At 47.1% G+C, this 24944-nt stretch carries 28 protein-coding genes and 1 riboswitch; of the genes, 10 read left to right on the top strand and 18 right to left on the bottom strand.

The window, feature by feature from the left end:
- The first annotated feature begins 147 nt into the window (after positions 1 to 147).
- From NOM90_RS07325 to NOM90_RS07315, 3 genes are all read left to right on the top strand, one after another.
- Complete coding sequence (locus NOM90_RS07325; protein ID WP_255941036.1) at positions 148 to 555, top strand: helix-turn-helix domain-containing protein; 408 nt, start codon at positions 148 to 150, stop codon at positions 553 to 555.
- 47 nt (positions 556 to 602) lie between these two features.
- Positions 603 to 1016 (top strand): ImmA/IrrE family metallo-endopeptidase, encoded by a 414-nt coding sequence (locus NOM90_RS07320; protein ID WP_255941842.1) that lies wholly within the window; start codon positions 603 to 605, stop codon positions 1014 to 1016.
- A gap of 199 nt (positions 1017 to 1215) precedes the next feature.
- On the top strand, positions 1216 to 3438 hold the full coding sequence (locus NOM90_RS07315; RefSeq protein WP_255941035.1) for an Ig-like domain-containing protein: 2223 nt from the start codon (positions 1216 to 1218) through the stop codon (positions 3436 to 3438).
- Positions 3439 to 3526: 88 nt separating this feature from the next.
- Here the strand turns inward: NOM90_RS07315 and NOM90_RS07310 are convergent, their stop codons facing one another.
- Positions 3527 to 3682, bottom strand: a complete 156-nt coding sequence (locus NOM90_RS07310; protein ID WP_255941034.1) for a hypothetical protein — start codon at positions 3680 to 3682, stop codon at positions 3527 to 3529.
- 283 nt (positions 3683 to 3965) lie between these two features.
- On the opposite strand from NOM90_RS07310, the gene NOM90_RS07305 reads away from it, so the two are divergent.
- The gene (locus NOM90_RS07305) at positions 3966 to 4433 is read left to right on the top strand and encodes a hypothetical protein (protein WP_255941033.1); all 468 of its coding nucleotides are present in this window, start codon (positions 3966 to 3968) and stop codon (positions 4431 to 4433) included.
- 13 nt (positions 4434 to 4446) lie between these two features.
- Positions 4447 to 5154, top strand: coding sequence for an AIM24 family protein (locus NOM90_RS07300; RefSeq protein ID WP_255941032.1), 708 nt, complete (start codon positions 4447 to 4449; stop codon positions 5152 to 5154).
- 73 nt (positions 5155 to 5227) lie between these two features.
- Here NOM90_RS07300 and NOM90_RS07295 read toward each other — a convergent pair whose 3' ends face one another.
- The 17 genes from NOM90_RS07295 to NOM90_RS07215 all read right to left on the bottom strand — a co-directional run bounded on the left by NOM90_RS07295 (position 5228) and on the right by NOM90_RS07215 (position 21439).
- Positions 5228 to 5497: a hypothetical protein gene (locus tag NOM90_RS07295; RefSeq protein WP_255941031.1), complete on the bottom strand. Its 270-nt coding sequence runs from the start codon at positions 5495 to 5497 to the stop codon at positions 5228 to 5230.
- 27 nt (positions 5498 to 5524) lie between these two features.
- Positions 5525 to 6652 carry a toxic anion resistance protein gene (locus NOM90_RS07290; protein ID WP_255941029.1) on the bottom strand — a complete coding sequence of 376 codons (1128 nt, stop codon included), beginning with the start codon at positions 6650 to 6652 and terminating at the stop codon, positions 5525 to 5527.
- A 41-nt stretch (positions 6653 to 6693) separates the two neighbouring features.
- Entirely contained in the window at positions 6694 to 7452 is a 759-nt protein-coding gene (locus tag NOM90_RS07285) for a hypothetical protein (protein ID WP_255941027.1), read from the bottom strand.
- A gap of 68 nt (positions 7453 to 7520) precedes the next feature.
- Positions 7521 to 8558, bottom strand: a complete 1038-nt coding sequence (locus tag NOM90_RS07280; protein WP_255941026.1) for an ATP-grasp domain-containing protein — start codon at positions 8556 to 8558, stop codon at positions 7521 to 7523.
- A 51-nt stretch (positions 8559 to 8609) separates the two neighbouring features.
- On the bottom strand, positions 8610 to 9446 hold the full coding sequence (locus NOM90_RS07275) for an HAD family hydrolase (RefSeq protein WP_255941025.1): 837 nt from the start codon (positions 9444 to 9446) through the stop codon (positions 8610 to 8612).
- Positions 9443 to 10585 carry a cysteine protease StiP family protein gene (locus tag NOM90_RS07270; RefSeq protein ID WP_255941024.1) on the bottom strand — a complete coding sequence of 381 codons (1143 nt, stop codon included), beginning with the start codon at positions 10583 to 10585 and terminating at the stop codon, positions 9443 to 9445. Before NOM90_RS07270 ends, NOM90_RS07275 begins: the two co-directional genes overlap by 4 nt.
- Complete coding sequence (locus tag NOM90_RS07265) at positions 10578 to 12044, bottom strand: phosphoribosyltransferase family protein (RefSeq protein ID WP_255941023.1); 1467 nt, start codon at positions 12042 to 12044, stop codon at positions 10578 to 10580. Before NOM90_RS07265 ends, NOM90_RS07270 begins: the two co-directional genes overlap by 8 nt.
- Entirely contained in the window at positions 12007 to 13191 is a 1185-nt protein-coding gene (locus NOM90_RS07260; RefSeq protein ID WP_255941022.1) for an HpcH/HpaI aldolase/citrate lyase family protein, read from the bottom strand. The genes NOM90_RS07265 and NOM90_RS07260 overlap by 38 nt, the downstream gene beginning before the upstream one ends.
- 274 nt (positions 13192 to 13465) lie before the next feature.
- A complete protein-coding gene (locus tag NOM90_RS07255) occupies positions 13466 to 14257 on the bottom strand; it encodes a TerC family protein (RefSeq protein ID WP_255941021.1) in 792 nt (263 codons plus the stop codon).
- A 125-nt stretch (positions 14258 to 14382) separates the two neighbouring features.
- On the bottom strand, positions 14383 to 15768 hold the full coding sequence (locus NOM90_RS07250; RefSeq protein WP_255941019.1) for a TerD family protein: 1386 nt from the start codon (positions 15766 to 15768) through the stop codon (positions 14383 to 14385).
- Between the two features lie 52 nt (positions 15769 to 15820).
- Positions 15821 to 16402 (bottom strand): TerD family protein, encoded by a 582-nt coding sequence (locus NOM90_RS07245; RefSeq protein ID WP_255941018.1) that lies wholly within the window; start codon positions 16400 to 16402, stop codon positions 15821 to 15823.
- Between the two features lie 119 nt (positions 16403 to 16521).
- Positions 16522 to 17103: a TerD family protein gene (locus tag NOM90_RS07240; protein ID WP_255941017.1), complete on the bottom strand. Its 582-nt coding sequence runs from the start codon at positions 17101 to 17103 to the stop codon at positions 16522 to 16524.
- Positions 17104 to 17155: 52 nt separating this feature from the next.
- A complete protein-coding gene (locus tag NOM90_RS07235) occupies positions 17156 to 17755 on the bottom strand; it encodes a TerD family protein (RefSeq protein ID WP_255941015.1) in 600 nt (199 codons plus the stop codon).
- A gap of 322 nt (positions 17756 to 18077) precedes the next feature.
- Complete coding sequence (locus NOM90_RS07230) at positions 18078 to 18524, bottom strand: tellurite resistance TerB family protein (protein ID WP_255941014.1); 447 nt, start codon at positions 18522 to 18524, stop codon at positions 18078 to 18080.
- 88 nt (positions 18525 to 18612) lie between these two features.
- Positions 18613 to 19371, bottom strand: coding sequence for a VWA domain-containing protein (locus tag NOM90_RS07225; RefSeq protein WP_255941013.1), 759 nt, complete (start codon positions 19369 to 19371; stop codon positions 18613 to 18615).
- Between the two features lie 58 nt (positions 19372 to 19429).
- Positions 19430 to 20671: an MFS transporter gene (locus NOM90_RS07220; RefSeq protein ID WP_255941012.1), complete on the bottom strand. Its 1242-nt coding sequence runs from the start codon at positions 20669 to 20671 to the stop codon at positions 19430 to 19432.
- Between the two features lie 21 nt (positions 20672 to 20692).
- Complete coding sequence (locus tag NOM90_RS07215; protein ID WP_255941011.1) at positions 20693 to 21439, bottom strand: metal-dependent hydrolase; 747 nt, start codon at positions 21437 to 21439, stop codon at positions 20693 to 20695.
- Positions 21440 to 21672: 233 nt separating this feature from the next.
- A riboswitch (PreQ1 riboswitch) is annotated at positions 21673 to 21716 on the top strand.
- A gap of 160 nt (positions 21717 to 21876) precedes the next feature.
- Between NOM90_RS07215 and queC the strand changes: the two genes are divergently transcribed.
- Genes queC through NOM90_RS07190 form a run of 5 tightly spaced genes read left to right on the top strand, consistent with a single transcriptional unit; the run spans position 21877 to position 24771 of the window.
- On the top strand, positions 21877 to 22539 hold the full coding sequence (gene queC, locus NOM90_RS07210) for a 7-cyano-7-deazaguanine synthase QueC (protein ID WP_255941010.1): 663 nt from the start codon (positions 21877 to 21879) through the stop codon (positions 22537 to 22539).
- A complete protein-coding gene (gene queD, locus NOM90_RS07205) occupies positions 22536 to 23024 on the top strand; it encodes a 6-carboxytetrahydropterin synthase QueD (protein ID WP_255941009.1) in 489 nt (162 codons plus the stop codon). Before queC ends, queD begins: the two co-directional genes overlap by 4 nt.
- A complete protein-coding gene (queE, locus tag NOM90_RS07200) occupies positions 23021 to 23773 on the top strand; it encodes a 7-carboxy-7-deazaguanine synthase QueE (protein ID WP_255941008.1) in 753 nt (250 codons plus the stop codon). The genes queD and queE overlap by 4 nt, the downstream gene beginning before the upstream one ends.
- 46 nt (positions 23774 to 23819) lie before the next feature.
- Positions 23820 to 24317 (top strand): preQ(1) synthase, encoded by a 498-nt coding sequence (gene queF / locus NOM90_RS07195; protein ID WP_255941007.1) that lies wholly within the window; start codon positions 23820 to 23822, stop codon positions 24315 to 24317.
- A 58-nt stretch (positions 24318 to 24375) separates the two neighbouring features.
- Complete coding sequence (locus NOM90_RS07190) at positions 24376 to 24771, top strand: rhodanese-like domain-containing protein (protein ID WP_255941006.1); 396 nt, start codon at positions 24376 to 24378, stop codon at positions 24769 to 24771.
- The last annotated feature ends 173 nt before the right edge of the window (positions 24772 to 24944 follow it).

Below are 24944 nucleotides of genomic sequence, written 5' to 3'. Positions count from 1 at the left end.
CTTGTTGTAAAAAGCAAAGAATAAATTCCCGCCTTTTGGCAATATTTTTGATTCATACATTTACCCGGAACTCAAAATTGGGTATATTAAACAAAGAGGGAACGCCGAAAGATCGGCTATATTAACGAAGCGAGGAAGGATGCGGATATGGAAAAGCGATTTGGCAATTATTTAAGACAAGTTCGTGAGCGCAAAGGCTGGAGTATCAATCGTCTTGCTGGAGCAGCCGGTGTCAGCACTTCGCAAATTTCCCGTATCGAGCATGGTCTTCGCGGAGTACCGAAACCGCAGACGATCACGAAGATCGCGCAAGCTCTCGGCGTTCCGTACGAAGAAATGATGAATGAAGCGGGTTATTTGCATGATGCGCAAGAACTTTCCGCACCAGAATGGGCAAACCAACGCGACAAGCGAGATTTCAAAAAAATGCTGGAAGAAGACGGCGAGCTAATGTTCGACGGAATTCCGTTAGATCGTGAAGACAAGCAGCGGATCAAAGACGTGTTGACCGGGCTGTTCTGGGAAGCGAAGCAAATGAACAAACGCAAAAGCTGATCTTTTTTCAATCATTCCGTCAAAGGAGGACGCGGACGGTGGACTCGATGAATCAACTCGTAACCCGGCTTATTCGCAAGACCCGCACGACCGATCCGTTTGTCATGGCGGAGTCACTCGGGATTCATATCCGGTATATGGATCTCGGAAAATCGACCAAAGGGCTGTATTACCGTAAACTTCGCAGACGGTTTATCGTCATCAACGAACAGCTTCCCGAAGAATGGCGGAACTTCGTGTGCGCGCATGAACTTGGACATGACCGTCTGCACAAAGGCGTCAATCGTTTTTTTATCGAAGAACATTCGTTTTTCAGCGCAGGCAAGCTCGAACGTCAAGCCAATCGATTCGCGATGCTGCTGCTTACGAGCAAGACCGAGCCGATTCCGGGCGAATCGTTTGAACGATTTTTGCTACGTAGCGGCATCCCCGCAGAATGCGTTTATTTTTTTGCCCAATGATCGAACATACGTTCCAATATGTATCATGTATTGAATGTAAACAGCTTTTTTGTCGAAACTAGTTCATATTACTCATTTCCAATTTTTTTATAAAAAAACGTAATGTTCTAGGGGTTTTTTCCGATAATAAAAAAGACGGAAGAGCTGAACCCGCCTTCTATGTGCATTAAAAAAATTGATTGAGTTGAAGGAGAAGATCATGATCCGACAAAACAAAGTAATGAGAACCCTGGCACTACTTATGATTATAGCTGCAATGGTATTCCCAGCGAATGCTTTTGCTGCCACGGGAGACGTTACCTCGATTGCATTTGACGACGCAACCAAAAAAGAATTGATTATCGGTCAATCGGCAAAACAACTGAAAGTATTTGCAACGATTGAAGGTTCGACTTCTAAAAAAGACATTACAGCAAGCGCATCATGGGCATCTTCCGATGAAGACGTCGCGCAAGTGGTCAAAGGTCTTGTTACAGCGAAAGACAGCGGCAATACTACGATTACAGCTACTTATGAAGGAGCAGTCGCGACGGTAGAAATCGCAGCTTCTTATCCGTATACGAAACTTGCGATCGAACCGGTCAAAAGCGGTACATACCTTTTGGGCGATGCTGACAAAGACCTGAAAGTCAAAGCCAAAATTACAGGCGGCGAAGCCAAAGACGAAGTGACGGATGTTACTTCGCTCGCAACATGGGCAAGCTCCAACACTTCGGTCGCAACGATCGATGCTGGTCAATTGAAATTGATTGGCAAAGGTACTTCGACGATCACAGCCAAATACCAAGGGCAAACCGGTACGTTCAAGATCACGGTTGAACTGCCTTACTCTTCGCTTGAAATTCGAGATGCCAAAGGCAAAGTCACAAATCCAGAATTGCTTGTTGGCGACGAATTGAAATTGAAATCCATCGCTCCAGCTGCCGGTGGTAGTGGCGAGCATGATGTAACCGCTGAAGCAACATGGACTTCTTCGAATGAATCAGTTGTTGCGGTTGAAAAAGGCGTATTGACGGTCAAAACAGCAGGTAAAGCAACCATTACGGTTCAATATCTGGGCGTAACTTCGAATATCGACGTCTATGTACGTGCACCTTACGAAGCGCTGCTGCTGGACCCATCCGAAGCTACAACATTATTCCTCGGTGAAACCTTGGATCTGAAATCCGAAGTTCGCGACCGTGCGAATTCTTCGCTCGACGTATCTGCGGCTTCCAAATGGACATCGAGCAATCTGTTAACGGCAACTGTGGACAACGGAAAAGTCACAGCAAAATCGGTAGGCAGCACAACGATCAAAGCGGAATACGGCGGAATTTCCAAAGATATTAAAATTACCGTTTATCCGACCGTAAAATCGCTCGACATCGCGAAAAGCGAAACCGAGTTATTCAAAGGCGAATCCGAAGCTCTTCCTAAAGTAAACGCGTTGAAATTGGATGATGCTAAGCTTGATCTCAGCAACGATGTGACATGGACATCCAGCGATGAAGAAATCGCGACAATCGAAAATGGCAAAGTTATCGCAAAATCCGCAGGAACCGTAACTTTGACTGCATCGTTGCCGGACGTATCTTCGGTAAATTCACCTTCTGGCGATGTATCGGTACGAGGCAAAAAAGTCGATTTCAAAGTGACGATCAATGAAAAAGTTCTTGTTCTGATCGGTCCAGATGAAGTAACGAGCTTGATTATCGGAGATTCTTCCGACTTGCCAGTCGTCAATGCAGTCTGGGAAGATGGACAAGAAAAAGACGTATCGTCGTTGATCGCTTGGACCGTAAGCGGTACGAATGCGGTCATCAAAACGACAGACAAAGGTCAAGAAATCAAAGGTCTGATCAAAGGCTCTGCAACGCTGAAAGGCACGTACTTGAACAAAACGATCACGATCCCAGTGAAGATCGAACAAAAAATCACGAAGATTGTCGTTGAACCGACTTCAATCGAACTCAATATCAAATCGAGCAAATCGATTAAAGTGACCGGCTTCTTCGCAGACGGAAGCAAAGTTTCACTCGGCAGCAAAGTCGGTTGGGTATCTTCCAATCCTCAGATTGCTTCGATCGCGACGACTTCTGTAAAAGGCGTATCGGAAGGCAAAGTGACGTTGAACGGTTCGTATCAAGGCATCGCCGTATCAGTGGATGTGTCTGTGGTTCCGAAGCTGAAAAAGCTGACGGCTGACGAGAAATCGTTGAAACTCATTCCGGGTAGCGGCAAGACCGTAATCGTAACTGCTGAGTACGATACAGGCGCATCAGGCAACGTTGCGGCGCAAACGACTTGGACAAGCTCTAAGCCTGCTGTAGCGAGCGTATCGGCTTCCGGTCAGATTACAGCTTTGACTGAAGGCAAAACTTCGATCAAAGGCAAGTTTGGCAACAAAACAGTAGTCATTTCGGTCACGGTTAAAAAGTAAAGATCGTTTGACCTACTAAAAAAGCGGCTAAGCTCAGTTCCGAAGGTTTTCCGGATCTGAAGCCTAGCCGCTTTTGATTTGCTCTATTTTAGTGTTTAGCAATGACTTTAGGTTGATGATCGGTAGTTGCTGTCTCATGAGTGATGGGGCGGAAGGTTACGCTATCAAGCAACAGTTCGTTGCCGACACGTTCTCCATTCAAAGTGACTGTGATTTTTGTAAAATTCGTGTTCGTTGTATACATCTATATTCGCTCCTGTTCGATGATTAGTATGAAAGTGCTCATCATACGTGCAGAAGTGATCGTTTTTAACCGAAAGTGGTGTTTATCGGGAAACTTCGGTACACTTAATCACGTACAAGTTTTGGCACTAAAAATAGCGGTTACGTTATTAGAAAGCGCATCCGCTTCGTTCTTTATCTATACCCGACTGATTCGCTTTTCAAACATTTTCGCAACTTCGCAGCTCACAGATTCCAGCGCAGGCTGTCTTCTTATCTACCAAAAACCGAGGTGAACGTTCACGATGAAACCCAACTTTTTTTCCACCTTGTCCAAATGCCTGTCTGCCTTTTTATTCATTGGTCTTCTCCTGCTTCCTACAGCGCGCCAAGCCCATGCTTGGGAACCGTTCGACAACTTTGTTAACGGGCTTGAAATGTTCGGTGCGCTCCCAAGCGAAGTTAATCAACTACGCCAAAGTTACGAAGAAACGGTGAATCAATTGGAAGATGCCAAAGCCGATATTCAAAGTTACCGCAGCGATATGGAAACGTACCGCGATCAAGTCACCCAACTCAACGAACAAAACAAACGGCTTGATCAGCAAAACCAACAACTTCAACAGACCGTTGCTTTACTTAATGAGGCTCAACAAGAACGAGACCGCAGTGCAAATATCATGAAAATTACTATTTTTGTTTTGATCGGTCTATTTGTCGGTTACTTCTTATTTATCCGCGTTCTTCGTCTAGGCTTACGCGGCAGACGTTGAACGGAGGGCATCTATGAATATTATCCATGAACAATCGGGCGATTCATTTGGCGCTCAGGCTTATACCTTTGAGCTTGATCTTGCAGATAAAGTACATGTGCTGCATCCCCAGCAAGTGATGTCTTATCGCGGCAATCCTCGCGGTCGTAGCGATCGTCTGCTCGAAATCAGCCGTATGATGCGTAAGCGCAAACTGATCCGTGCCGATTTCGAAGGTCATTGTACATTTACAGCAGTGCTTCCGGCAGGCTTCGGTCTACAAGTACTTGATTTATCGGGCGGCAGCGATATGCTATATGATTTCCGCCAATTGTTTTTCTATACCGAAGGCGTCGAGATGAAAAGCCGCATTTTAAAACTAAAAAATATGCTGATTACGCAAGACGCGATTAAAATGAAATTTTCCGGCGAAGGTCAGATCGGAATTATGACGCAAGGCACCGTGTTCAAAGCCGAGCTGCATGAAAAAGAACCTCTCTTCGTGAATGCCGGCAGTATTTTGGCGTATCCGGAAAACGCGAAGCTCGATCTTGCGGTATACGGCAATCACCTCGCGAGCCAGCATATGAATTATCATTGGAAAATGACCGGGCGCGGTCATGTACTCCTTCAAGCGGGCGGTACGCGTAGTCAAGAAATACGTGAACATATGGAAGACGATGGATTGGTGAAACGGATTTTACGTGAAGCGATCCCATTCGGGAATATTTTTATCAAATAAGTTTGCATAGCTATAGCAAAAAGCCACTTCACCGTTGGATGCGGTGAAGTGGCTTTTTATCATTAAATTAAAATTATTGTTGCTCCATCGAGTCCCAAGCTGCGTCGACCATGATATCAAAAGCTTCATCGTCGTTTTCGATATGTTCTTCGAACGCCAAAATTTCTTCTTCCGGTCCTGGCTGCTGCAAGAAATGCAGACTGTATTCCCAAGCGTCTCCGCTTTTGCTATAGATCGTCAGCTCATAAGGCTCTTTATGCCCTTCGACTTCCGCTTCCACTTTACCGATATAGCTTTTATCTTCTCTGCGCTCCATACGCGCATTCAGGACTTTGATATTCATCGTATAAGTCCCCCTTTTCTATGTGTATTAATCGAGTAAGTTCGAGATCGACTGTAATTGCTTGGATTCGTTTTGTTGCCCAGCCGTTACGCGAGCAGGTTCGCTTCCTCCGCCGCTTTGCATCAGACCGAGGCGGTCATTCATCTTTTTGTTAATTTCGGTCATACGGCCTGTCTGCTCGGTCGCAGATTGGATAATGCTCCGGTTCGATTGCTCATACAGATCCATCGCGCTGAACAGATCGCCCATCGCACGTTCAACGGCTTCAAGCTGCATTGCGGGTTTGCCCAGCAGATCGTTTGTTTTTTGCGTCGTTTCTTTGAGCATCCGCGAGTTTTCTTCGAACATATTTTGCAGCGTCTGATTCGCTGTATTTACCGCTTCGATCGTTTCCATTTGATCTTGCAGCGCCATTGCGATCATTGCCGAGACCGTAATCAAATGCTGCGTTTTATCAATCGTCGCATCGACCGAATCAATCAATTTGTCATTATTGTCATTGATGATGTCCGTACCGGCAATCGCTTGTTGATACAACATAATCATTTCCGTAAACGATTGAATGCGCGTCACGACTTTACGCAGACCGCGTTCCAGCGTTGTTTTGCGATTCGCATTTTCCGGCTTTGCGATTTCTTCTTCGAACAGTGCTTTCAACTGATTGCCCATCGCGATCCGCATTTGCAGATTGTATACTTCTTCAATCGAAGTCCGTTTGAGATTGCGCATATACGCCATATTTTCTTCGAGCGTATCTTTGCCGTTACGCAGCGAAACGACAATCGCATCCACGTTTGTTTTGACCGATTGATATTTGTAGACGTAATTTTTCAGCGGGGTTTTGCGCAACAATTTATCAAATAGACCCAGTTGTTTACTTTTGCTCAGCGAATCGATTTCGGTACGCAGACGCATGATATTGTTGCCGACTTCCGAACGTTTGCCCGATACCATATCGTTCACCGGACGCTGAAGCATTTCCAGCGATTGCCCGGCTTTTTCCATCGTACGTTGACCCATTCTGCCAATCTGATCCATCAACTCATCGAGTTGAAGATTATCGGTATTTGCTACTTTCTGAATCACCTGTCTAGCTTCTTGTTCTACCTTTTGCACATCATCTTTTTTCAAATCTACTGCGAGATTCATCGACATTAAAAATTCCTCCTTGAGATCAGATTAGATTTCGTTCAGAGTTAATCGGAAGTACGATAACGCTGTTGAATGAGATCGATTCGACTTTGAAGCTCAATCAAATCGCGATGCTCAATCGTTTCTACATAGAGGGATAACCGAGAATTGATGTCTTTGATTCCGTCGAGTAGTAACCGTCGGTTTTTGCGTTTCGCTTCGCCGCTAAGTTTTAAAAACGGATTGATCGCTCCATTCAGATCTTTGAATACCAGGCGCTGAATATTGTGATTGACTTTGCTGTCATTTAATTCTTTCAGTTGAGGGATCAGACGCGAAATCCGTGCCAGCAGCGACATCGTTTTTTCCACGATTTCGTCATCCAGCGAATTTTTTTGTCCTTCCGAAATGATCAACTCTTCGATGACCGAGATATACTCATGCACCGGGTCCCACATTTCATCAGGTTCCGCGGGCGGCTGAGCCGGTTTCGGCGGATTGGCTGCCGCTGCGGTAGCTTGCTCACGCTCGGCGGCTTGTTCTTCTCGCAAACGACGTTCAACCGCCGCATCGACAGCCGGAATACCGGTACGTCTTCCGCTAGGCGGAAGAACTTCGGGTTGAGGCTGAGACTGTGGAGATACATCGATTGGCGTCGGCGTTTTTTTGCGTTTTTTAAAAGCTCCGATACTGAGCAGCACGGCACCACCGGGGATCAGCGCCGACACATATATAGGCAAAAATTCTTGTCCGGCAATCGTAACAGCATATCCCGCAATAAAGGCGGTAATTGCCAGACCGTAGCGTTTGATATAATCGATCATGCCTTACACACCTCCAGCTTGATAGCAGAATCGAACAGACCGCCCAAGACCCATTGGATTAAGGGCGTTTAAGCTTCGCTCTCTGTGAAACTGAGCGTTACGGCTTGCTCCACGTAACTTGCTTTGATTCCAAATTTCGGGTTCGGCTTAGGGAATACTTCGCCGAATGCGGATTTAACGGCTAAATACGGGAAATTCACACCCGACAGACAGGTGATATACAGCCCTCCGGACATGCGCGGATTAATTTCCAGCAGCTTCGGAACACCTTTATTGTACTTCACCTGAACATTAAAAGCATAGGGAATCCGGCAATTTTCCGCGATACGCTCTGAGATCTCAAGTAATTCTTTCGAATACTCCAAATGATAGACGCGTCCTTCCGATTTAAGCCGAGGTACCGCCGCAAGCAGGTTGCCTTCTGCATCCGCCAAACAATCGATGCTGTATTCATCGCCTTCAAGCAGTTCCATCACCATCAGATCTTCAAAACGTTCTACAGATGACAATGTACGGTGCGCTTCTTCGTACGTCGTTTCCAGCGTTACCCAACCGTATAAGTCGGTCAGCGGATCGCTGTCTTTTTTTAAAATTCGGAAGCCCATCCCGCCTTCAGCTTCGGTTGGTTTAAAGCAGACACGCTCTCCGGCTTCCGTTAACTCTTGATACGCTTTTGCAAATTCATCGGCAGTTTGCACGACTCGGTAATTCGGAATTTCGACGATTCCTTTGCCTTCCAATGAACGATAAAACTTTTCTTTGTTCATCATATTTTGCAGCAGTTCCAGATCGCCGCACACCATCACTTTCGTACCGATCTCTTCAAAACGGCGAAGATGCTGCGCGATCAATTCCATATGTAACCTCGGAATAAACAGATCGATTCCATGTCTTTGGCAAAAGTCCAAGCAAAATGCGATATATGCTTCGCCTTCCACTTCCGGTTCCACTTCTTTGACGTCACTTGCCGCAAGCGATACATGATCGATATTCGGATGCGTTCCGTAAAAAGTAAAAGGCTCGCCGTTTTCGTTGTCACGAATCAATTTCACATAATGATAAGCAACCGAAAACCAGCGGTTCATCCATATTTTTCTCATTGTCATCTTCCTTTTTCAGCGATTGGGGACTTCTTGGCTTATTCAGATTACGTTGTACTACGCGTGAAAAGACGAATTCGTTTCGCCGGAGTTGAATTTAGGATCTTGGAACCACTCCGAAATTTTCACAATCAGATCTTCGGCAGCATGAATTCCGTCGCGATCTGTGAAGGTGTATAAGCCCGATTGCTGATGCGCCGCATAAATTTCGCCGTGCCGAGGTACGATCGCATAATCCGCGGCTTTTAGCAGACTTTCATCAAGCAGCGAATCTCCGGATGCCGCGATGCGTGAAGCACCTGCCAAAGCTTTGACATGCAGTAGACCTTCGCCTTTATTTACGCCATCGGGTACGAGGTACATTTTGCGCCCTTGTACCGACAAATTCCAGCGCATCTTTGCCAATTCTTTACGGAAATCTTCAACCACATCCAGCGGCATCTTCTCCCGTTCCAAAATAATCGAATAAAACAAATTGTCCGAATGACGATACGACTTGACCCACTCCGGTGAAGAAATGTTATCGAAAGCTTCGATTACTTTTGCCGCATCTTCGCTGGAGCGTAACTGTTCATCTACATGCTTTTTCCAATCGGGATCAGGCACGCCGTCGATTAGTACATTGCCTCCATTGCTGGTCACCGCATACTTGGGCCGGAAAATTTCCCGGATATAAAAAATACGTTCATATTGCTCAATCGTACGCGTTGTCACCGGAACAAACAAAGTCGTCTTCGACAATTCAACCAGCAATTTCGAACTTGCCGGGGACATGAACGAAATATGCTCCCCTTGATACAGCTCAACAGGAATGACTTCCGCTTCTACGAAAGAATCGCCGATCGCTTTTTTGGAATAAATCAACGTCCGATCCAGATCACTCGCAAAAATCATGATTGACCTCCGCTAAGCGGCTTGATGATCCCGCAGCACGAATAAGTAAGCCCCGGATACACTTCGACCGGAACGCCGCGATCTTGAGCAAGCAGCAAAATATGGCGAAGATTCGGATTGTTCAGATCGTCCACAAGAATCTTCCACGGTACGCGCCTTAATAAAACTCGCGTCGTCTCGCCGACACCCGGTTTAACCAAGTTCACATCAGCGATCCCGTAATCTTGCTGAATACGCGCAATATCTTTCATTCCTTGCCAAGTGGACCTATTCGCTTCCGGTAAATTCTCTAATCGCTCTGCTTCGGCTTTCGCTTCTTGCTGAATTTCTGCGAAGTATTGGCATACCCGATCCACGAATAGATTCGATACATCGTCCTCTAACCATTCCTGATAATATTTGGCTCCGTGGAAATCATCCGGTCCAATCAGATCGTCCCGCAATACCGTCCGGCTCATCAGCCCTGAGACCGTCGAATTCAGGCAAGCACTCGGAATCAGAAAATCTTCGCGCGTCCCGAACGTTTCGGAGCAACGACCCGGATCGGCAAGCACTGCTAGATCGTCATCGAGTTCGATGCCATATTTGTTATGTATGGTTTCTTTTGCTTCCGCCAATACGTTTCGAATCGCGCCTTTGCCTGTCCAGCCATCGACGAATTGAATACGACGGTTCGGATGTTCGCGCAGCATATAGAGCACCGCATTTTCGTCAATGCCTTTGCCGCGAATAATCGAAATGCTGTAATGAGGAAGTTCTGCGCCGTAGACCGCTCGGAAATATCTTTTAATCAAAATCCCGATCGGTGTACCTGCACGCGCCAATGAAGCCAATACGAAATCTGTACCGTGACGCGCAGCCAATCGTTCCGAGACAATGCCTGCATCCCGCGCGACTTTACGCGCTGTCGCTTCTAACGTCTCATGAAAAAGCTTCAAGTATTCGGGAGTCGGTTTGTATTCCACGGGAAGCATTTCGGAGTAATGGGTGCCGCCTTGAATCGCTTCTTCCCGGTCTTCGGTTGGACGTTCAAGCTTGGCATCGCTCAAATCTTTAAGCAGAAAAACAACGTCATCCGGGCTATAACTGCCGAGACGTTGCGGTACAGGAAGCACTTTAGACGTTAACGGATTAGACATGCGAAGTTCCTCCCGATCCCTGAGTATTCTTTGATTCTACGCTTGCGACAACCAGATGAACAATCGATACGCCACTTTGCTTCAATGCGCGGTATAAAGGTTCCAAATTCACTTCTTGCACTTGACGCTCCAAAAAGACAAAAATTTCATCGTATTGCCCTTCCGGTACATTATAAAAGAAGTTCGCAACCCCCGGATCATTCGGCGAAGTATGCGGGAAGCCGCTACGCACGGCGTATTGTTCTTCATCCAATACATGAATCGGGCTGCGCGTACTCGACTGATAGCGAATGCCTTCTCCCATTTCTGCGGCAAATCGCATCGGCACGTACATAAATTCGCCGGTTCCCATACATAATGACCGTGTTCCAAGACGCTGCTCTTTCAGGTACTGGGAAGCTTGCTGCACTTGGTTATCCAACTTCGAATTATCATTCTCGTACATCCCGAAGCGCCCTGTCCATTCCAAATACGGGCACTCTGATGTCACTCCCGCAGAATCCGAAGATACGGCATCCAAATGCGTGAAAAATTGCGATACATCATGATGAATAATCCGCATATCTTCCGAGATAAGTCGATCAAGCTCCGTATGCGGTAACTTTTCAATCGAGCCGCCTTGTACGTCAATCTCGCCTTCGATGAGCGCAATCGTTTTGATCGAAATATTCAATTCTTGTTCCAGCTGTGCAAAACGTTCTCGATCTGCCGCGCTGCGCCAATCCAGTAGACTCGCTACCACATACTGGCGACGCGGATATTTACTTTGTAGATCGCGAATAATATTCAGCGCCGTGTTGCCTGTCGTCACTTCGTCATCCACCAATACTACCGTGTCTTCTCCGGCAAAAAACGAAGCATCCCGTGCATAACAGCGATGATCCGTCGCATGCGAATGTTCTTCTTCAAAACGCAGCACCGGCTCTCGTCCGATCAATTCTTCGCGGGTAGTATGCAAAAAACGTGTATCTCCCGTAAAGCAGTCATACATCGCGTGCCCCAATGCCGTCGCCGTTTCCGCAAAAGCGATAAATAGCGCAGGTTCTTCGGTGTGTAACTTATACGTTTGCAATCTTCGGTATAACTCGGAAGCTTCTGTTTTATCGCTACGCAGCGCTTCGCATACATCTTCTACACTAAACAGTTCTACGCCTTCTCGATCTTGCGTAGCTTCGAGGTACGTAGCTTGAACATGATGCTGTTGTTGCCACAACAAAGCCAGAGCCGCCCCGCCGAGTAGCGATTTATAAGGATCGACCGGAATATGTTTGCCCAGAATCCGGCTGACAAATAGAAAGCTACGCTTTTTGTTAATCCGAGCTGCCATTTGGAACAAATCGTCAGGATGTAAGTGAAACGGATTTTGATTTAATTTCACTTTTACCGTCAAACCTTCCGGCATTTCATAGATATATTCGTCGTTAGTTGACGAGTAATGCAGTGAAGTTTTGGTTCTCATTCAGCACCCCATAAATTTCCGAACGAATCATCATACGCCGTGCCCAATTGAGGTGAGGCTTGATCTCGTTCATTTTGTTATCGTAACCGCTTTTGACTACGCCAATCTCGCCTCCACTGCTGGCAAGAATATGTGCAGCATCCATATATTCTTCATGTGTAACGGTATATAACGCTTGAACCGGGCAAATATGCGTCGGATGGATAATCGTTTTGCCGACAATGCCGTTTTCTTTGTCCATTTCGACTTCAAGGATCAGACCGTCTACATATTTATTGATATATTGCATCCGAAGCCTTAATCCTGCAGGCCCCGCCGTTTCGAGAAACGGAGTCTCGCGCAGTTGCGGCTTCACAACCCGGTCACTTTTAAAATATTCCCACACCGGCCCCGAGATCACATAACCTTGATTCGCACGTCCAAAAATATTCACGATATCGGTTACACAATCGCGAATCACGCCAATATCATAGATCGTCATATCCGGTTTTCGGCGAAGCCCAAATAAACTTGAAAAGTCTGTTGCTCCGATTCTAACATTCAGTATGTACTCTCGATAACGATCCAGCAATTGCTTAATTCCAAGCAACGTTTCCAGCCGCGTTTCTAGATAAAGAATATCGGAACTTTCGAGAATGGGCATTCCATACAAAACCGGGCTACCTTCAGGTCTAGACTCGTTATATCGACGCAGCATTTGAAGATAACGATCTCCGGTCTGCGTATTGAATTTTGGAAAAACGAACCCGGTCAACCGAAGCACCGCACAGCCTAATTGTTCCATCATATGCTCGGCTTGTTCAGGGGTCCGAATCCGTACAAAAATAAGCGGAAGACTTTCTTCGTCCATTTGTCCTTCTTTGATCCATTGATCCAAGGTATGAACTTGCGCGATTAACGAAGCTTCTGCTTCTTCGACCTTCAGATCGCCGACCGCATCTTCCAAATCGATCACAATCGAGGTTAATCCTTTGTGCTTACCTGAACGCAAATCTTCGGCAATGGTCGTCCGAGTCGCTGGCATATATAAAGCCGCTCCGATCGCATGAGCAAGTTTTTCTTTCTCCGACCGGTTACTAAAAGGTGCGGGAGATACGTGGAACACTCTTTCTGTCTCTTCTGCTGATAAATAATCGAAATAACGCATAAGTTCCCCTCCCACAAGCGGCATATTTAAAAAACTCCGCGAAACAAAAAAAATCGATCTAGTTGGATCAAAATCTCAATCGTGATGAACCATGCCTGATGAAGACGAGAAATTGTGCAAAAAGAAAGACTTTCTATGTACGCGGAGGAATAGACTTATCTTAAAATGATTTAGCGCTACAAAACTGCCGAGTGTCGAACATTCAACACACGGCAGCCCTGATCACGCTTATTTAGATCCATAAAACAAATGCTAAAAAGTCTAGCTTGCTTTCTTATTGTTGAACTTTGCGCTGACGAACCAGACTGAGCACAATCGTCCCGACAAATACAGCAATAAGAAGCGGGAAAAAGATAAATTGCGGCAATTCGTAATCGAACAAAGCCGCGACAATCATCTTCAATCCAATAATCGTAATTAAGATAAAAGCAGCACGTTCCAATTCCGGAAATTTCTCAAGCAGCTTGAGAAACAATTGAGCGACGCCCCGCATCATCAAGACGCCGATCATGCCGCCTAGCAGCAGTACCCAGACTTCTTGGCTTAGACCGAAAGCCGCGAGCACGCTATCGATACTAAATGCAATATCCATGAGTTCAACAGCAAGTACCGTACGCCAAAATCCGTAATTTTTGGCTTTGTCTTCTGTTTCTTCGTCCGATTCAGACTTGCGTCCAATGGTAGGCAGTAGTGGAACTCCGCCGACTTTACGCCAACGGAATTCAAGCCCGAACAAATTGCTTGCCGCGATCCAAAGCAAATAGATCCCGCCCACAACTTTGACCCAAGTGATTTTGACCAAAAACGTTCCGACACCAATCGCGACGAAGCGGAATAAATACGCTCCGATGATGCCGTAAAACAAAGCTTTTTTACGCTGATTCGCTGGAAGATGCCGCACCATGACCGCAAGTACCAACGCGTTATCGGCAGACAATAATCCTTCCAAAATAACAAGCGTACCTATAACGCCCCAAGTCGCCGGTTGACTTAATACCGCTCCGACATGTTCCCACTGAAAATAATTAGCGAAATTACCGAAAAAGCTCTGAAAAAAATCCGCCATGACCACTCTCTCCTTCAAGGCGGTTCAGAGGCGGCCTGCTAGGAGACTGCGGGCATAGAAGCGGGCAGAGACCGTATCAACAGGACGGATCGAACCGTCGTGCTTGTTATCGATTTTTTAGAAATTTATTTGCTCCCCGTCGTCCAGCGAAGACCCCAGCTATAAGCTTTGTCGAGTTCGCGGTGACCGGAGAAATACTCAACCAGACGTTCAATGCTGAAGGTCTGATCATCGACGTTCGTAATCATAGCAATCGCGCACATGCCTTTGCGGCTGCCATGCTCATCCATTCGAACGATGATATCGGGACCGCCGCCTTTGATCGTGACGACACCGTCGGCTTGTGCCCAGTTTGCAGCACCTTCATAGATAAACGCATACACGACAATTCGCTTAATATCGCGAACCCGCGCACCGTTAATCCGCATATTTTCGCCGCCGCTTTTCGTACCCGTGCGATCATCGCCATCCAGCATTACATAAGGAGCTTGATTGAGCGATCCAAAAGCATTGCCGAGAGCTTGAACTGTCCCTTTTGTGCCGTCTTTCAATTCGAACAAACAACCCAAATCTAGATCGACGCCAGAAGTTTTGCCAAAAAATCCGGTTCCTTGACGTTGATTCCAGTTCAAGTTGATTAGAATTTCTCCGATCGTCATGCTGCCCGCTTTTTTCTCCAAGCTGATCTTTTCGCCGCGTTTCGTCAATTCAATCTTTTGCAAACTTGGCGCCGAAGGCTGTGGAGCAGTTGACGGAGGCGTCGGATTGGCATTACCGCCCGCTTGCTGACCCGGACGACCTAGATTCAGCGGCGCCGGATTCTCAGCTTGAGGTTGCGCCGGGATCGGGTTGAACGGCTGACTCGGCGGTGAAGGCTGCGGAGGTGTCGGCGTCGGCTTTGGAGCAGGGGTTGGCGGCGTAGGAGCTGGCGGAGTCGGTTCCGATTCCACTTCGATCCCAAAACTTCCGCAAAGCGCCGCCAAGCCGCCGGTATAGCCGCTACCGACTGCGCTGAACTTCCATTCACCGTTGTAGCGATACAGTTCCCCGACGACAATCGCGGTTTCGACGCCGGATGTTTTATCCAACGTAAAACGAACCAATTCCGAGCCGCCGCGGGAATCAACGATACGCAAATATACGCCGTTCACACCGGCGAAGCTTTGACGACGCTGCTCGCCTTCATGCAAAGTCAGCGAAAAAGCAATCCGTTCATAAGCAGCCGGAATACGGCTTAGCGTGATATTGACTTGTTCTTGATCGGTTACGCCGGCGTAAGCACTACGGCTTTGGGTCTGGAGCTGTACAGCACCGCCCGCGCCAGCAGGGTTCCCATAAAAGATCAAATCTTCGTCGGCAGTCGCTTTGGAACCCACGCCGAGCAAAAACGCCGAGAAATCGATATCGAATCCCGGCGCTCCTTGCCAACCCATTCCGACGACAATCCCGTCAAGACCAGGATTTGTTTTCGTCAGATCGGCTTTTTGCCCTCTAATAATCGTAGTCGTCAAAAAAATTCCGCCTTTCGCTTTCTCTAACTAATCATCCGGAATTTAGACCGGATTATTGAGCGTCAAGACCGTAGTTTTTGCACAGTGCAGCCAGGCCGCCTGCAAAGCCGGAACCGATCGCTTGGAATTTCCAATCCGCGCCTTGACGATACAATTCGCAGATGACAACCGCGGTTTCGACGGAAAATTCTTCGCCCAAGTCATAACGCAACACTTCACGGTTGTCTTCCGCATCCAGAACGCGAACGAATGCGTTCGAGACTTGACCGAAGTTTTGCATGCGCGCTTCAGCATCGTGAATCGTAACCGTGATGCCGATACGTGTGATATTTGCCGGAACAAGCGAAAAGTCTACGATCACTTGCTCATCATCGCCTTCTCCTTCGCCGGTACGGTTATCGCCTGTATGCACAACAGAGCCATTTGGCGTTTTTGGGTTGTTATAGAATACGAAGTCTTCAATCCCTTTTGCGCGTCCGTCTTCGTGAAGAAGAAATACAGAAGCATCCAAATCATAATCAGCGCCGCCGCTATACTTATTCGTATCCCAACCTAAGCCGATTAGAACTTTTTGCAAGCCGGGATTTGTTTTCGTTAGGTCGATTCGTTGTCCTTTAGATAAGCTAATTGTCATGAGTATTGCCTCCGTTTCTTCATATCTAAATATAAACGCATATAGATGAATCGAAGACCGTCTGGGTAGACGGTCTTCGATTTTATTTCATGAAGCCCGTATATGAACGATTATCTTTCTTAAGATACAGCCAGGCCAAAGTCGCGAACCAGACCTTCCAGACCATTTTGGTAGCCGCTACCTACAGCGCTAAATTTCCATTCGCCGTTATTACGATACAGTTCAGCAACTACGATTGCCGTCTCTACCGAGAAGTCTTCGCCGAGGTCATAACGGATCAATTCTTCGTTTGTTTCTTCATTGACGATACGTACAAAAGCATTCGAGACTTGACCGAAGTTTTGCGAACGGCCTGCACCGTCGTGGATCGTAATACAAAACGATACTTTTTCAACTTCAGCAGGTACGCTAGCGAGTTCAACAGTCAATTGCTCATCGTCGCCTTCGCCTTCGCCTGTACGGTTGTCGCCGGTATGTACAACCGAACCGTTCGCATTTTTTGGATTGTTATAGAATACGAAATCTGTATCTGCGGTTACTTTACCGTTGCCGCCCAGCAAAAATGCCGAAGCGTCAAGGTCGAAGTCTGCGCCGCCATCATATTTATTTGTGTCCCAACCGAGACCGATCAGAACTTTTTTCAGACCTGGATTTGTTTTCGTAAGATCGACTTTTTGACCTTTTTGTAAGCTGATTGCCATGTTAAATTCCTTCTTTCGTTTGGTTTTGGGATGAAGATGGAATAATCAAAGCTTAGCTGTAACGACGTGCAAGCAGATCGATGTGCGGAGCTTGTGCGCCTTCACCGATTGCGCTGAACTTCCACTCGCCGTTGTGACGATAAATCTCGCCAACCAAGAGAGCGGTCATACCCGAGTAATCGTCCGTCAGATTAAAGCGAATCAATTCGCGGCCGTTACCGGATTCAAATACTCGAATGAATGCAGAACGGATCATACCGAAATGCTGTTTGCGAGCTTCGCAATCGTAAATATTGACGACTGCGAGTAACCGGTGAACATCGGCAGGTACGTTCGACAAATCGATATGAATCTGCTCGTCGTCTCCGTCTCCCGCTCCGGTCAAATTATCTCCGCCGTGAACGACAGCACCGTTCGGGCTTTGAAGATTGTGGAAGCAGACGACATTTTTGCCGTTAGTCAGCTTCCCTTGTTCGCTCAGCATCAGTACCGACGCATCACAGTCGATGTTCGCTGATTTTTTCTTGATTCCGAATAAACCGCGACTTTCGCTTTCGGCTGGGTCCCAGCCTAATCCGACCGTAATCTTCGACAAGCCGGCGTTCCCTTTTGTCAGATCGACTTTCTGACCTTTCACCAAAGAAATTGTCATTGCTGTCTATTGCCCTCCCTATCGGAATGGTGTGATAGAAGCCGTCTTGATCTCAAGCTTCTTCAAAAGCAAAGTGAGTTTCAAGAACACTTAAATTATAACTGCTTCTTCGGGGGTAAAACAACTTTGCGTGCTGCAGACAATCGATGCTTGCTTATCCTTTGCCTCACAGCCTAATACAGCTATACGGCGAAGTTTCGTATCGGTTTCGAAATTTCTTTTTCGTTACAAAAAAACCTCCGACTCCGACCGAAAAACGGACAAGTCGGAGGTTCTTCCTCCATCATTAATGCTATATATACAGTAAATCTAATATCTTTTTTTACAGACCAAACTCGCTAGCTTGTAAGTTCAATACATTACAGATTTCGCGTACTGCTGCTTGTTCTTGAGGATCGAAATCTCCGTCAGCTGCTCCGATCGCGCAGCATACACCGACGATCAAACGAGCTTCTTCAGGCTTGGACTTGAATTTAGCGATAGAACGAAGTGCTTCTTGCTTGCCGACCATCACGTCGAATTCCATGTTTCCGGCAAAATGATTAAACCGTTCGATTGCTTCGCTGACATTAAACGCTTTTAATTGCTCGCTGCGTCCGATATAACCTGCCATCTTTTGCTTTTCTTCGGCGTCGATTGTACCGTCAGCGACAGAAACAACCGCGCACCCCGCGACAATTGCGTCCAAAAAGTCTTTATTTTTAAAGCGACCTACCTGATTTTGCAAACCTGTTTTTGTTTTGTTCAACCAACTTTGAAACGAACTCATCGTATGCGCCTCCGTTTTAGATCAAATTGGATAACATGAAATGATTCTTCTTAGATGTCACTTGCCTCAGATGTAACCTCAGTATACTCTATTTAATCAGCGATTTCTCTTTTGCGGCTTTGAGCCATTCCGGGAACTCGCCGAGCAGCCGATCATACAGTTCTTCGTCGGAGATTTTTTTGAGATCATTCACTTGGAAAAAGTTCGCATTATCGATCAGACGGCCGTCCAAATCATCAAGTCGTTTCAGAAATTGGAATTGCTCGCGCCCAACGCCAACAAACTGCCAAAAGATACCGAGCTTGGACGTCTGACGTACCACTTCGGCAGCGCGCTCCGCATCAAAGCAGTTGCCATCCGTGACGAAAATGACGTAAACCGGTTCCTCTTCGACGCGTGTAGGTTTTACCGTCACTTTGCCGCGGCCAAGCCCAAACAATCCTTTTTTGACACTCATCGCATCCGGGAAATAAAAATCCGCGATACGCTGCATGACGCCAGCATAGTTTGTCCCGTTTTCTAGCGGATAGTTCGGACGGATTTCGCGGCTGACAAATTCATAAAAGTTATCTTTTTGTATCTCGCCGACTTCATAGTCTTTGATCCCGAATAAAAAGACGTCTGCCGCTCCATTATCGTCAAAATTCATGCCTAGCCCAAGTGTCCGTTCGCACACTTGTTGCACAAGACCACTCGAAAACAGCCCGGTCATCGAGCCGGAGATATCGAGCGCCAAAGCGACTTTCGCCCGCTGATTGCCTAGCCCTTTTTTATCCAACGAAATGGTCGCCGTTTTGGACAGATTGATTAGATTTTCTTCTGCTTTTTTACGTAGATCGATACTCATTCACAATGAACCCCTCTCGCTCTGCCGAAGCAGGATATCGTTGTTGTTCACTTTATCATCATAGGGGCTTTTCTAAAAGGGATTTGTTGGTAAAATGCTTTCTTACGAAAATCCCGATCACAAAAGCAAGCACGGACATGCCGCCCGCATAGAGATACAAATTCACGATTCCGATACTTTCCGCAAGTTTTGCCATACCGAGCAGCGATGCGCAGAAAATGATATTGAGCACTGTCGCTTGCGCGGAAAGAACTTTCGGCAAATCTTCTTCGCTGGCGCTTTGCTGAATAAGTGTACGACGAGCGATCATCGATAATTCCGCAAAAGGTCCCATGATCAATACGAGGAAAAGCGCTGCGATCGGAACGGTTGTCTGGGCATACACTAAAGTCAGCCCTGCATAACCCAAAATGCCAACCAACATCGAATCGAACAGGCGGCGTTGAAACTTTTTGACCAGCGTGACGACCATCAAGCCGCCCAATACCGCACCTGCAAAATAAGAGGCATTGATAAAGCCCCACCATTCTTCGCCTTGTCCCAATGCTTCTTGAACAAAGATCAGTGTGAATGCGCCTACCCATACTGAACCGCCTAACATATCAATCGAATCAATTAACGTTAGCGCACGTAATCTTGGGCTTACCGCGATCTTTTTCCAACCTTCAAGCAACGCTTCACGTCTCGTCTGCGCGGACTCTGGCAAGATTGCTTCTTCCGGAACACTGCGTTTGGCAGGCTCTACAATCAATGCGGTGAAGATAAAGGCAATGATGTATAACCCTAATACGATCAACATAACGGGCGAAGCGCCTAGAAAAGCAACCAGTACGCCGCTCACACCCCAACCGGCAAATTGCACCGTCTGGTCGCTGACCGAGATCAATCCGTTCGCTCGCATCAACCAATCTTTTCCGACCAACCTTGGTACTAACGCATTACGCACAGGTGTCGTCCATCCGTCTAAGAAAGACATCATGAATACCAAGCCAAATACCACCCCAAGCGAAGGTAATCCGTCTGATTGAACCAAATAGGTTGCCAATATCGCGAAAAACAGCAACTGACCGCCTTGCGAAACCAACATCAGGCGTTGCAAACGGAATTTCCTCAGCATCAAAGGCGCTAAAAAACCGCTAATAATTTGAGAAAATATACGAAAAAAAGGCACAAGAATAGTCGAAACAACCGATTCTGTGCCTTGAAGAACGAGTACGGTCAATGCCGTGACATATAAAATATCGGCGGCATTCGATAACGTCTGCGACGACCATAACCAATAAAACGACTTTCTGTTCATCCGTAATCTCGCTCCTACCTGTTAAGAAGTCCATTGTAGATATAATCGCGCCCCGTACTCGATTAACGAAATGCCAAATACAGCGGCGCATAAAATAATCGTAATCCAGATTCCGATCCTTTCGATTCGTTTGCCGGATTTTTTGCCTGTGGTCATTAATGCGAACCGAAGCTTCCATTTGAGCGGCGGAAGCGGACGAATCCCGTTTTTGGTGAGCGAATCGCAGATCAAGTGTATGCTATAACCTAAGCCGCCAGCCAACCAGATCGATTGCCCATGCGAGCCGGTTAGCCCGTAAAGCAATAAAGTCCAAGCCGCGACCGCGTAAAGCGTATGCGTAATCCCTCGGTGGGGAGCCAGTGAAAATACGATCAACAAAATTCCGCCCATCCGATTCCACGGCGCATAATGTTCGCCCAGTATAATGATCGCTAGACCAATCAGAACAAAAGCACCTTTGCGCAGCGCCTGTTCGGGTAAAAACATCGCGACGACCGCAATTGCGGCAAGTACGCTGTTCCACGGCTGCGGGACAGGCGCGTAAAACAACAAAGCGGCTCCGATCAACAACATCGCCGATTGTAAAATACGCAGCAGCCGATCCGGCAAAGCGCGGGTGACGAGAATCGAGTTCGGATGATCGATATCGGGAAGCAATGAACTGATCCCTGCAATTGCGATCGCTCCCAGCGTAACAGGCGCTCCGGTCAGTGCCAACACCGACAAGGATACGCCCGTTCCGATAATAAAATGAGCTTTTCCCATCATAATCTTTAGTTGTCCTTTCGTGTTGTTGCCGTCTCACGATTATGTAAGCTTTGACTGCTGCAATCATATCATAGCGGTGTTCGCACCTCAATACGAACACCGCTTTTTTGCGAACGAATATTCGGGGTTTTTATTTTATTCAACTCGCATGCCGTAAGGAGGTATGATATACTATAGCTCGCTGCGTGCAGCGTATATTGGCTATATCCGAAGAGACTCCGTGCTGCCAAAGTACGGGAGAGGTTCGAGAACTCCCTCTATAAAAAACTAATCGCGACTTGACCGACTTTTGTATGCCTGTTGTATAAGGTTGGCTTTTTTGAACGCGATCCGATTTTTGGGGCAAGTCTGTCCAAAAATCGACCTTTGTTTTTTACCGATCAGTTCCTGAACTTCTTTCCTTCGTCATCTTATGAAGAAGAAAGAGGTTTTTTGTCATGTTAAAAAATGAAAAAGCGGTCGTTGTATTTAGCGGCGGCCAAGACAGTACGACTTGCTTGTTCTGGGCAAAACAAACGTTTGCCGAAGTGCAAGCGGTCACGTTCGATTACGGACAACGGCACAAACTGGAAATTGAATGTGCAGCGTCAATCGCCAAAGAATTAGACGTGAAGCATACGATTCTCGATATGAGTCTACTCAATCAACTTGCGCCGAACGCGCTGACTCGCGACGATATTGCGATCACGCAAGAAGAAGGCGAACTGCCGAGTACGTTCGTCGAAGGACGCAATCTGCTGTTTTTGAGCTTTGCTGCGATTCTCGCCAAAACATCCGGGGCACGTCATATCGTAACCGGTGTGTGCGAGACGGATTTCAGCGGTTATCCAGATTGCCGCGATACCTTTGTCAAATCGTTAGACGTCACGTTGAACCTCGCGATGGATTATCCGTTCGTGATTCATACCCCTCTCATGTGGCTGGACAAAGCAGAAACTTGGGGTCTCGCCGATCAACTGGGTGCTTTTGAATTTGTACGCGAGCGTACGCTGACTTGTTATAACGGCGTTATCGGCGACGGTTGCGGCGAATGCCCGGCTTGCCAACTAAGAAGTGCAGGTCTGCATCAATATTTAGCGAATCGAAGTGAAACCGTATGAGTGAACGTACGCCGGGACCTTTTCATATCGTGCAACAGCTTCAAGTTTTTGAACAAGATATTACAAAAGAACAACTTCGTTATCATCGCAAAAGAGTAATGGTCAGCAAATCGTTTACGTTCGATGCGGCTCATCATCTGCATGATTACGAAGGCAAATGCAAAAATCTGCACGGGCACACGTATGAAGTCGTATTCGGCATCTCTGCGATTCCCGCAGCAAACGGTATTGCGGTCGACTTCGGCGATATCAAGCAGATTTGGAAAAGCCGGATCGAGACGTATTTGGATCATCGCTATCTGAATGAAACATTGCCGCTTATGAATACGACAGCGGAAAACATGGTGGTCTGGATCTATGAACAGATGGAGCAAGCACTCCAATCGGATGAATACGCGTCTTTCGGCGCACGTACCGAGTTTGTTCGTCTGTTCGAGACGCCGACTTCTTACGCCGAAGCTAGACGGGAGTGGATGGAAGAATGACCGCAACAACTTCTCCCCCAATCGCCCGTCCGATTCCTGTGCTTGAAATCTTCGGCCCAACGATTCAAGGCGAAGGCATGGCAATCGGTCGCAAAACGATGTTCGTTCGCACTGCCGGTTGCGATTATCGCTGCTCATGGTGCGATTCCAAGTTCACTTGGGACGGCAGCGCCAAAGAAGAAATCCGAATGTTGTCCGCAAACGAGATTGTTGAAGAATTGATGCAGATCGGCGGCGACACGTTCGATCATGTGACGATTTCCGGCGGGAACCCGCTGCTGCTTCCTCAGCTTGCTTTTCTAGCGCAACAACTCCACGAAAAAGGCATCCGAACCGCAGTCGAGACGCAAGGTTCGCGCTGGCAAGATTGGCTAGTTCGTATTGATGAAGTGACACTGTCACCGAAGCCGCCAAGTTCCGGTATGGATACCGATTTTGACATCTTGGATGATATTGTGACTCGGTTACAAGACGCACCGGGACGCCGAGACGTCTGTATCAAGATCGTTATTTTCGATGAAAACGATCTGACTTACGCACGCGATGTGCATCGTCGTTACCCGGATGTCCCGTTTATTTTGCAAACCGGAAATCCGCAAGTGTCGCATGAATCTAGCGATCATGTGTCGTCTTTACTGCAACGCTACGAATGGCTGATCGATCAAATGTCGAAGCTTGCCGACCTGAAAGACGCTCGCGCGCTGCCGCAACTTCATACGCTGGTCTGGGGCAACAAACGCGGCGTATAATTTTACACTTTTAAATTCTAAGTTTCATATAAAAGGAGATCTGGATATGAGTCACTCTCGCCAAGACGGTCTGGAAGATTTAACGTTGCTCGGCAATCAAGGCACGAAATATACATTCGAATATGATCCCGCGATTTTGGAATCATTCGATAATAAACACGCGTACCGCGACTATTTCGTAAAGTTTAACTGCCCGGAATTTACAAGCTTGTGCCCAATCACGGGACAGCCGGATTTTGCAACGATCTATATCAGCTATATCCCGGACGTGAAAATGGTCGAAAGCAAATCGCTCAAATTGTATCTGTTCAGCTTCCGCAATCACGGCGATTTCCACGAAGATTGTATGAATATCATCATGAATGATTTGATCAAACTGATGGACCCACGGTATATTGAAGTCTGGGGTAAGTTTACTCCGCGCGGCGGCATTTCGATCGACCCCTACACCAACTATGGCAAGCCGGGCACGAAATACGAAGAAATGGCGTTCAACCGATTGATGAACCATGATTTGTATCCGGAAAAAGTCGATAATCGCTAAGCGCAGAATTGGGTAAAAGAGTAACGGAAGTATTTTATATTCGAGGAGGAATTTCACAATGGCTATGACATTCACAGACATGGTAACTCAAGCAAGAAACAATGTACCTGCTGTCACTTCTCAAGAAGCACGCGAGAAAATCAATGCAAATCCGAACACGTTCATCATCGACGTGCAAGATGCAACAGATGCGGGTGCTTGCGGACTAATCCCAAGCAGCGCAAACATTTCGCTCGGCATGCTGCCAATTCGCGCCGATCTGGGCGTTCCTGCTGAACTTCGCGACGAACGTCTAAGCGATCGCAATCGTCCGATCTTGGTCACTTGCGGCGCAGGCGGTCAAGCGGCTCTGGGCGCTTACGCGCTGAAGCTGATGGGCTTCACGGACGTAGCGTTTATCGATGGCGGTACAGCGGCTTGGAAACAGGCTGGATTCGAAGTGGAAGAAGCCTAAGAAGGACGAGTTGATTGAGCATTAGAGGCGCTGCGGGCGAAATTCGTAAAAAACGCTGTTTCACCCGGAAAGTGGGATTGGAAGTTGAGGTAAGGTTACTTTCCGGGTTCAAAGGCGTTTTTTACTGAATTTCGTCCTTCGCTGCGATTTTGCGTCTGCTTCCTTCTTAGTTG

Source organism: Saccharibacillus sp. JS10, from assembly GCF_024436065.1.
Taxonomy (GTDB): Bacteria; Bacillota; Bacilli; order Paenibacillales; family Paenibacillaceae; genus Saccharibacillus.
Note: the sequence above shows the minus strand (reverse complement) of the source record. Positions and strands in the feature narration are given on the sequence as shown.

What these genes read in the sequence shown, in the direction of transcription:
- NOM90_RS07260 (WP_255941022.1), bottom strand. Translation starts at nt 13,191, where the DNA reads ATGCGTTATTTCGATTATTTATCAGCAGAAGAGACAGAAAGAGTGTTC.
- NOM90_RS07310 (WP_255941034.1), bottom strand. Translation starts at nt 3,682, where the DNA reads ATGTATACAACGAACACGAATTTTACAAAAATCACAGTCACTTTGAAT.
- NOM90_RS07295 (WP_255941031.1), bottom strand. Translation starts at nt 5,497, where the DNA reads ATGAATATCAAAGTCCTGAATGCGCGTATGGAGCGCAGAGAAGATAAA.
- NOM90_RS07235 (WP_255941015.1), bottom strand. Translation starts at nt 17,755, where the DNA reads ATGACAATTTCTTTGGTGAAAGGTCAGAAAGTCGATCTGACAAAAGGG.
- NOM90_RS07245 (WP_255941018.1), bottom strand. Translation starts at nt 16,402, where the DNA reads ATGACAATTAGCTTATCTAAAGGACAACGAATCGACCTAACGAAAACA.
- NOM90_RS07190 (WP_255941006.1), top strand. Translation starts at nt 24,376, where the DNA reads ATGGCTATGACATTCACAGACATGGTAACTCAAGCAAGAAACAATGTA.
- NOM90_RS07255 (WP_255941021.1), bottom strand. Translation starts at nt 14,257, where the DNA reads ATGGCGGATTTTTTTCAGAGCTTTTTCGGTAATTTCGCTAATTATTTT.
- queF (WP_255941007.1), top strand. Translation starts at nt 23,820, where the DNA reads ATGAGTCACTCTCGCCAAGACGGTCTGGAAGATTTAACGTTGCTCGGC.
- NOM90_RS07325 (WP_255941036.1), top strand. Translation starts at nt 148, where the DNA reads ATGGAAAAGCGATTTGGCAATTATTTAAGACAAGTTCGTGAGCGCAAA.
- NOM90_RS07290 (WP_255941029.1), bottom strand. Translation starts at nt 6,652, where the DNA reads ATGTCGATGAATCTCGCAGTAGATTTGAAAAAAGATGATGTGCAAAAG.
- NOM90_RS07225 (WP_255941013.1), bottom strand. Translation starts at nt 19,371, where the DNA reads ATGAGTATCGATCTACGTAAAAAAGCAGAAGAAAATCTAATCAATCTG.
- NOM90_RS07240 (WP_255941017.1), bottom strand. Translation starts at nt 17,103, where the DNA reads ATGGCAATCAGCTTACAAAAAGGTCAAAAAGTCGATCTTACGAAAACA.
- NOM90_RS07315 (WP_255941035.1), top strand. Translation starts at nt 1,216, where the DNA reads ATGATCCGACAAAACAAAGTAATGAGAACCCTGGCACTACTTATGATT.
- NOM90_RS07285 (WP_255941027.1), bottom strand. Translation starts at nt 7,452, where the DNA reads ATGATCGATTATATCAAACGCTACGGTCTGGCAATTACCGCCTTTATT.
- NOM90_RS07280 (WP_255941026.1), bottom strand. Translation starts at nt 8,558, where the DNA reads ATGACAATGAGAAAAATATGGATGAACCGCTGGTTTTCGGTTGCTTAT.
- NOM90_RS07230 (WP_255941014.1), bottom strand. Translation starts at nt 18,524, where the DNA reads ATGAGTTCGTTTCAAAGTTGGTTGAACAAAACAAAAACAGGTTTGCAA.
- queE (WP_255941008.1), top strand. Translation starts at nt 23,021, where the DNA reads ATGACCGCAACAACTTCTCCCCCAATCGCCCGTCCGATTCCTGTGCTT.
- queD (WP_255941009.1), top strand. Translation starts at nt 22,536, where the DNA reads ATGAGTGAACGTACGCCGGGACCTTTTCATATCGTGCAACAGCTTCAA.
- queC (WP_255941010.1), top strand. Translation starts at nt 21,877, where the DNA reads ATGTTAAAAAATGAAAAAGCGGTCGTTGTATTTAGCGGCGGCCAAGAC.
- NOM90_RS07270 (WP_255941024.1), bottom strand. Translation starts at nt 10,585, where the DNA reads ATGTCTAATCCGTTAACGTCTAAAGTGCTTCCTGTACCGCAACGTCTC.
- NOM90_RS07220 (WP_255941012.1), bottom strand. Translation starts at nt 20,671, where the DNA reads ATGAACAGAAAGTCGTTTTATTGGTTATGGTCGTCGCAGACGTTATCG.
- NOM90_RS07320 (WP_255941842.1), top strand. Translation starts at nt 603, where the DNA reads ATGAATCAACTCGTAACCCGGCTTATTCGCAAGACCCGCACGACCGAT.
- NOM90_RS07300 (WP_255941032.1), top strand. Translation starts at nt 4,447, where the DNA reads ATGAATATTATCCATGAACAATCGGGCGATTCATTTGGCGCTCAGGCT.
- NOM90_RS07215 (WP_255941011.1), bottom strand. Translation starts at nt 21,439, where the DNA reads ATGATGGGAAAAGCTCATTTTATTATCGGAACGGGCGTATCCTTGTCG.
- NOM90_RS07275 (WP_255941025.1), bottom strand. Translation starts at nt 9,446, where the DNA reads ATGATTTTTGCGAGTGATCTGGATCGGACGTTGATTTATTCCAAAAAA.
- NOM90_RS07265 (WP_255941023.1), bottom strand. Translation starts at nt 12,044, where the DNA reads ATGAGAACCAAAACTTCACTGCATTACTCGTCAACTAACGACGAATAT.
- NOM90_RS07305 (WP_255941033.1), top strand. Translation starts at nt 3,966, where the DNA reads ATGAAACCCAACTTTTTTTCCACCTTGTCCAAATGCCTGTCTGCCTTT.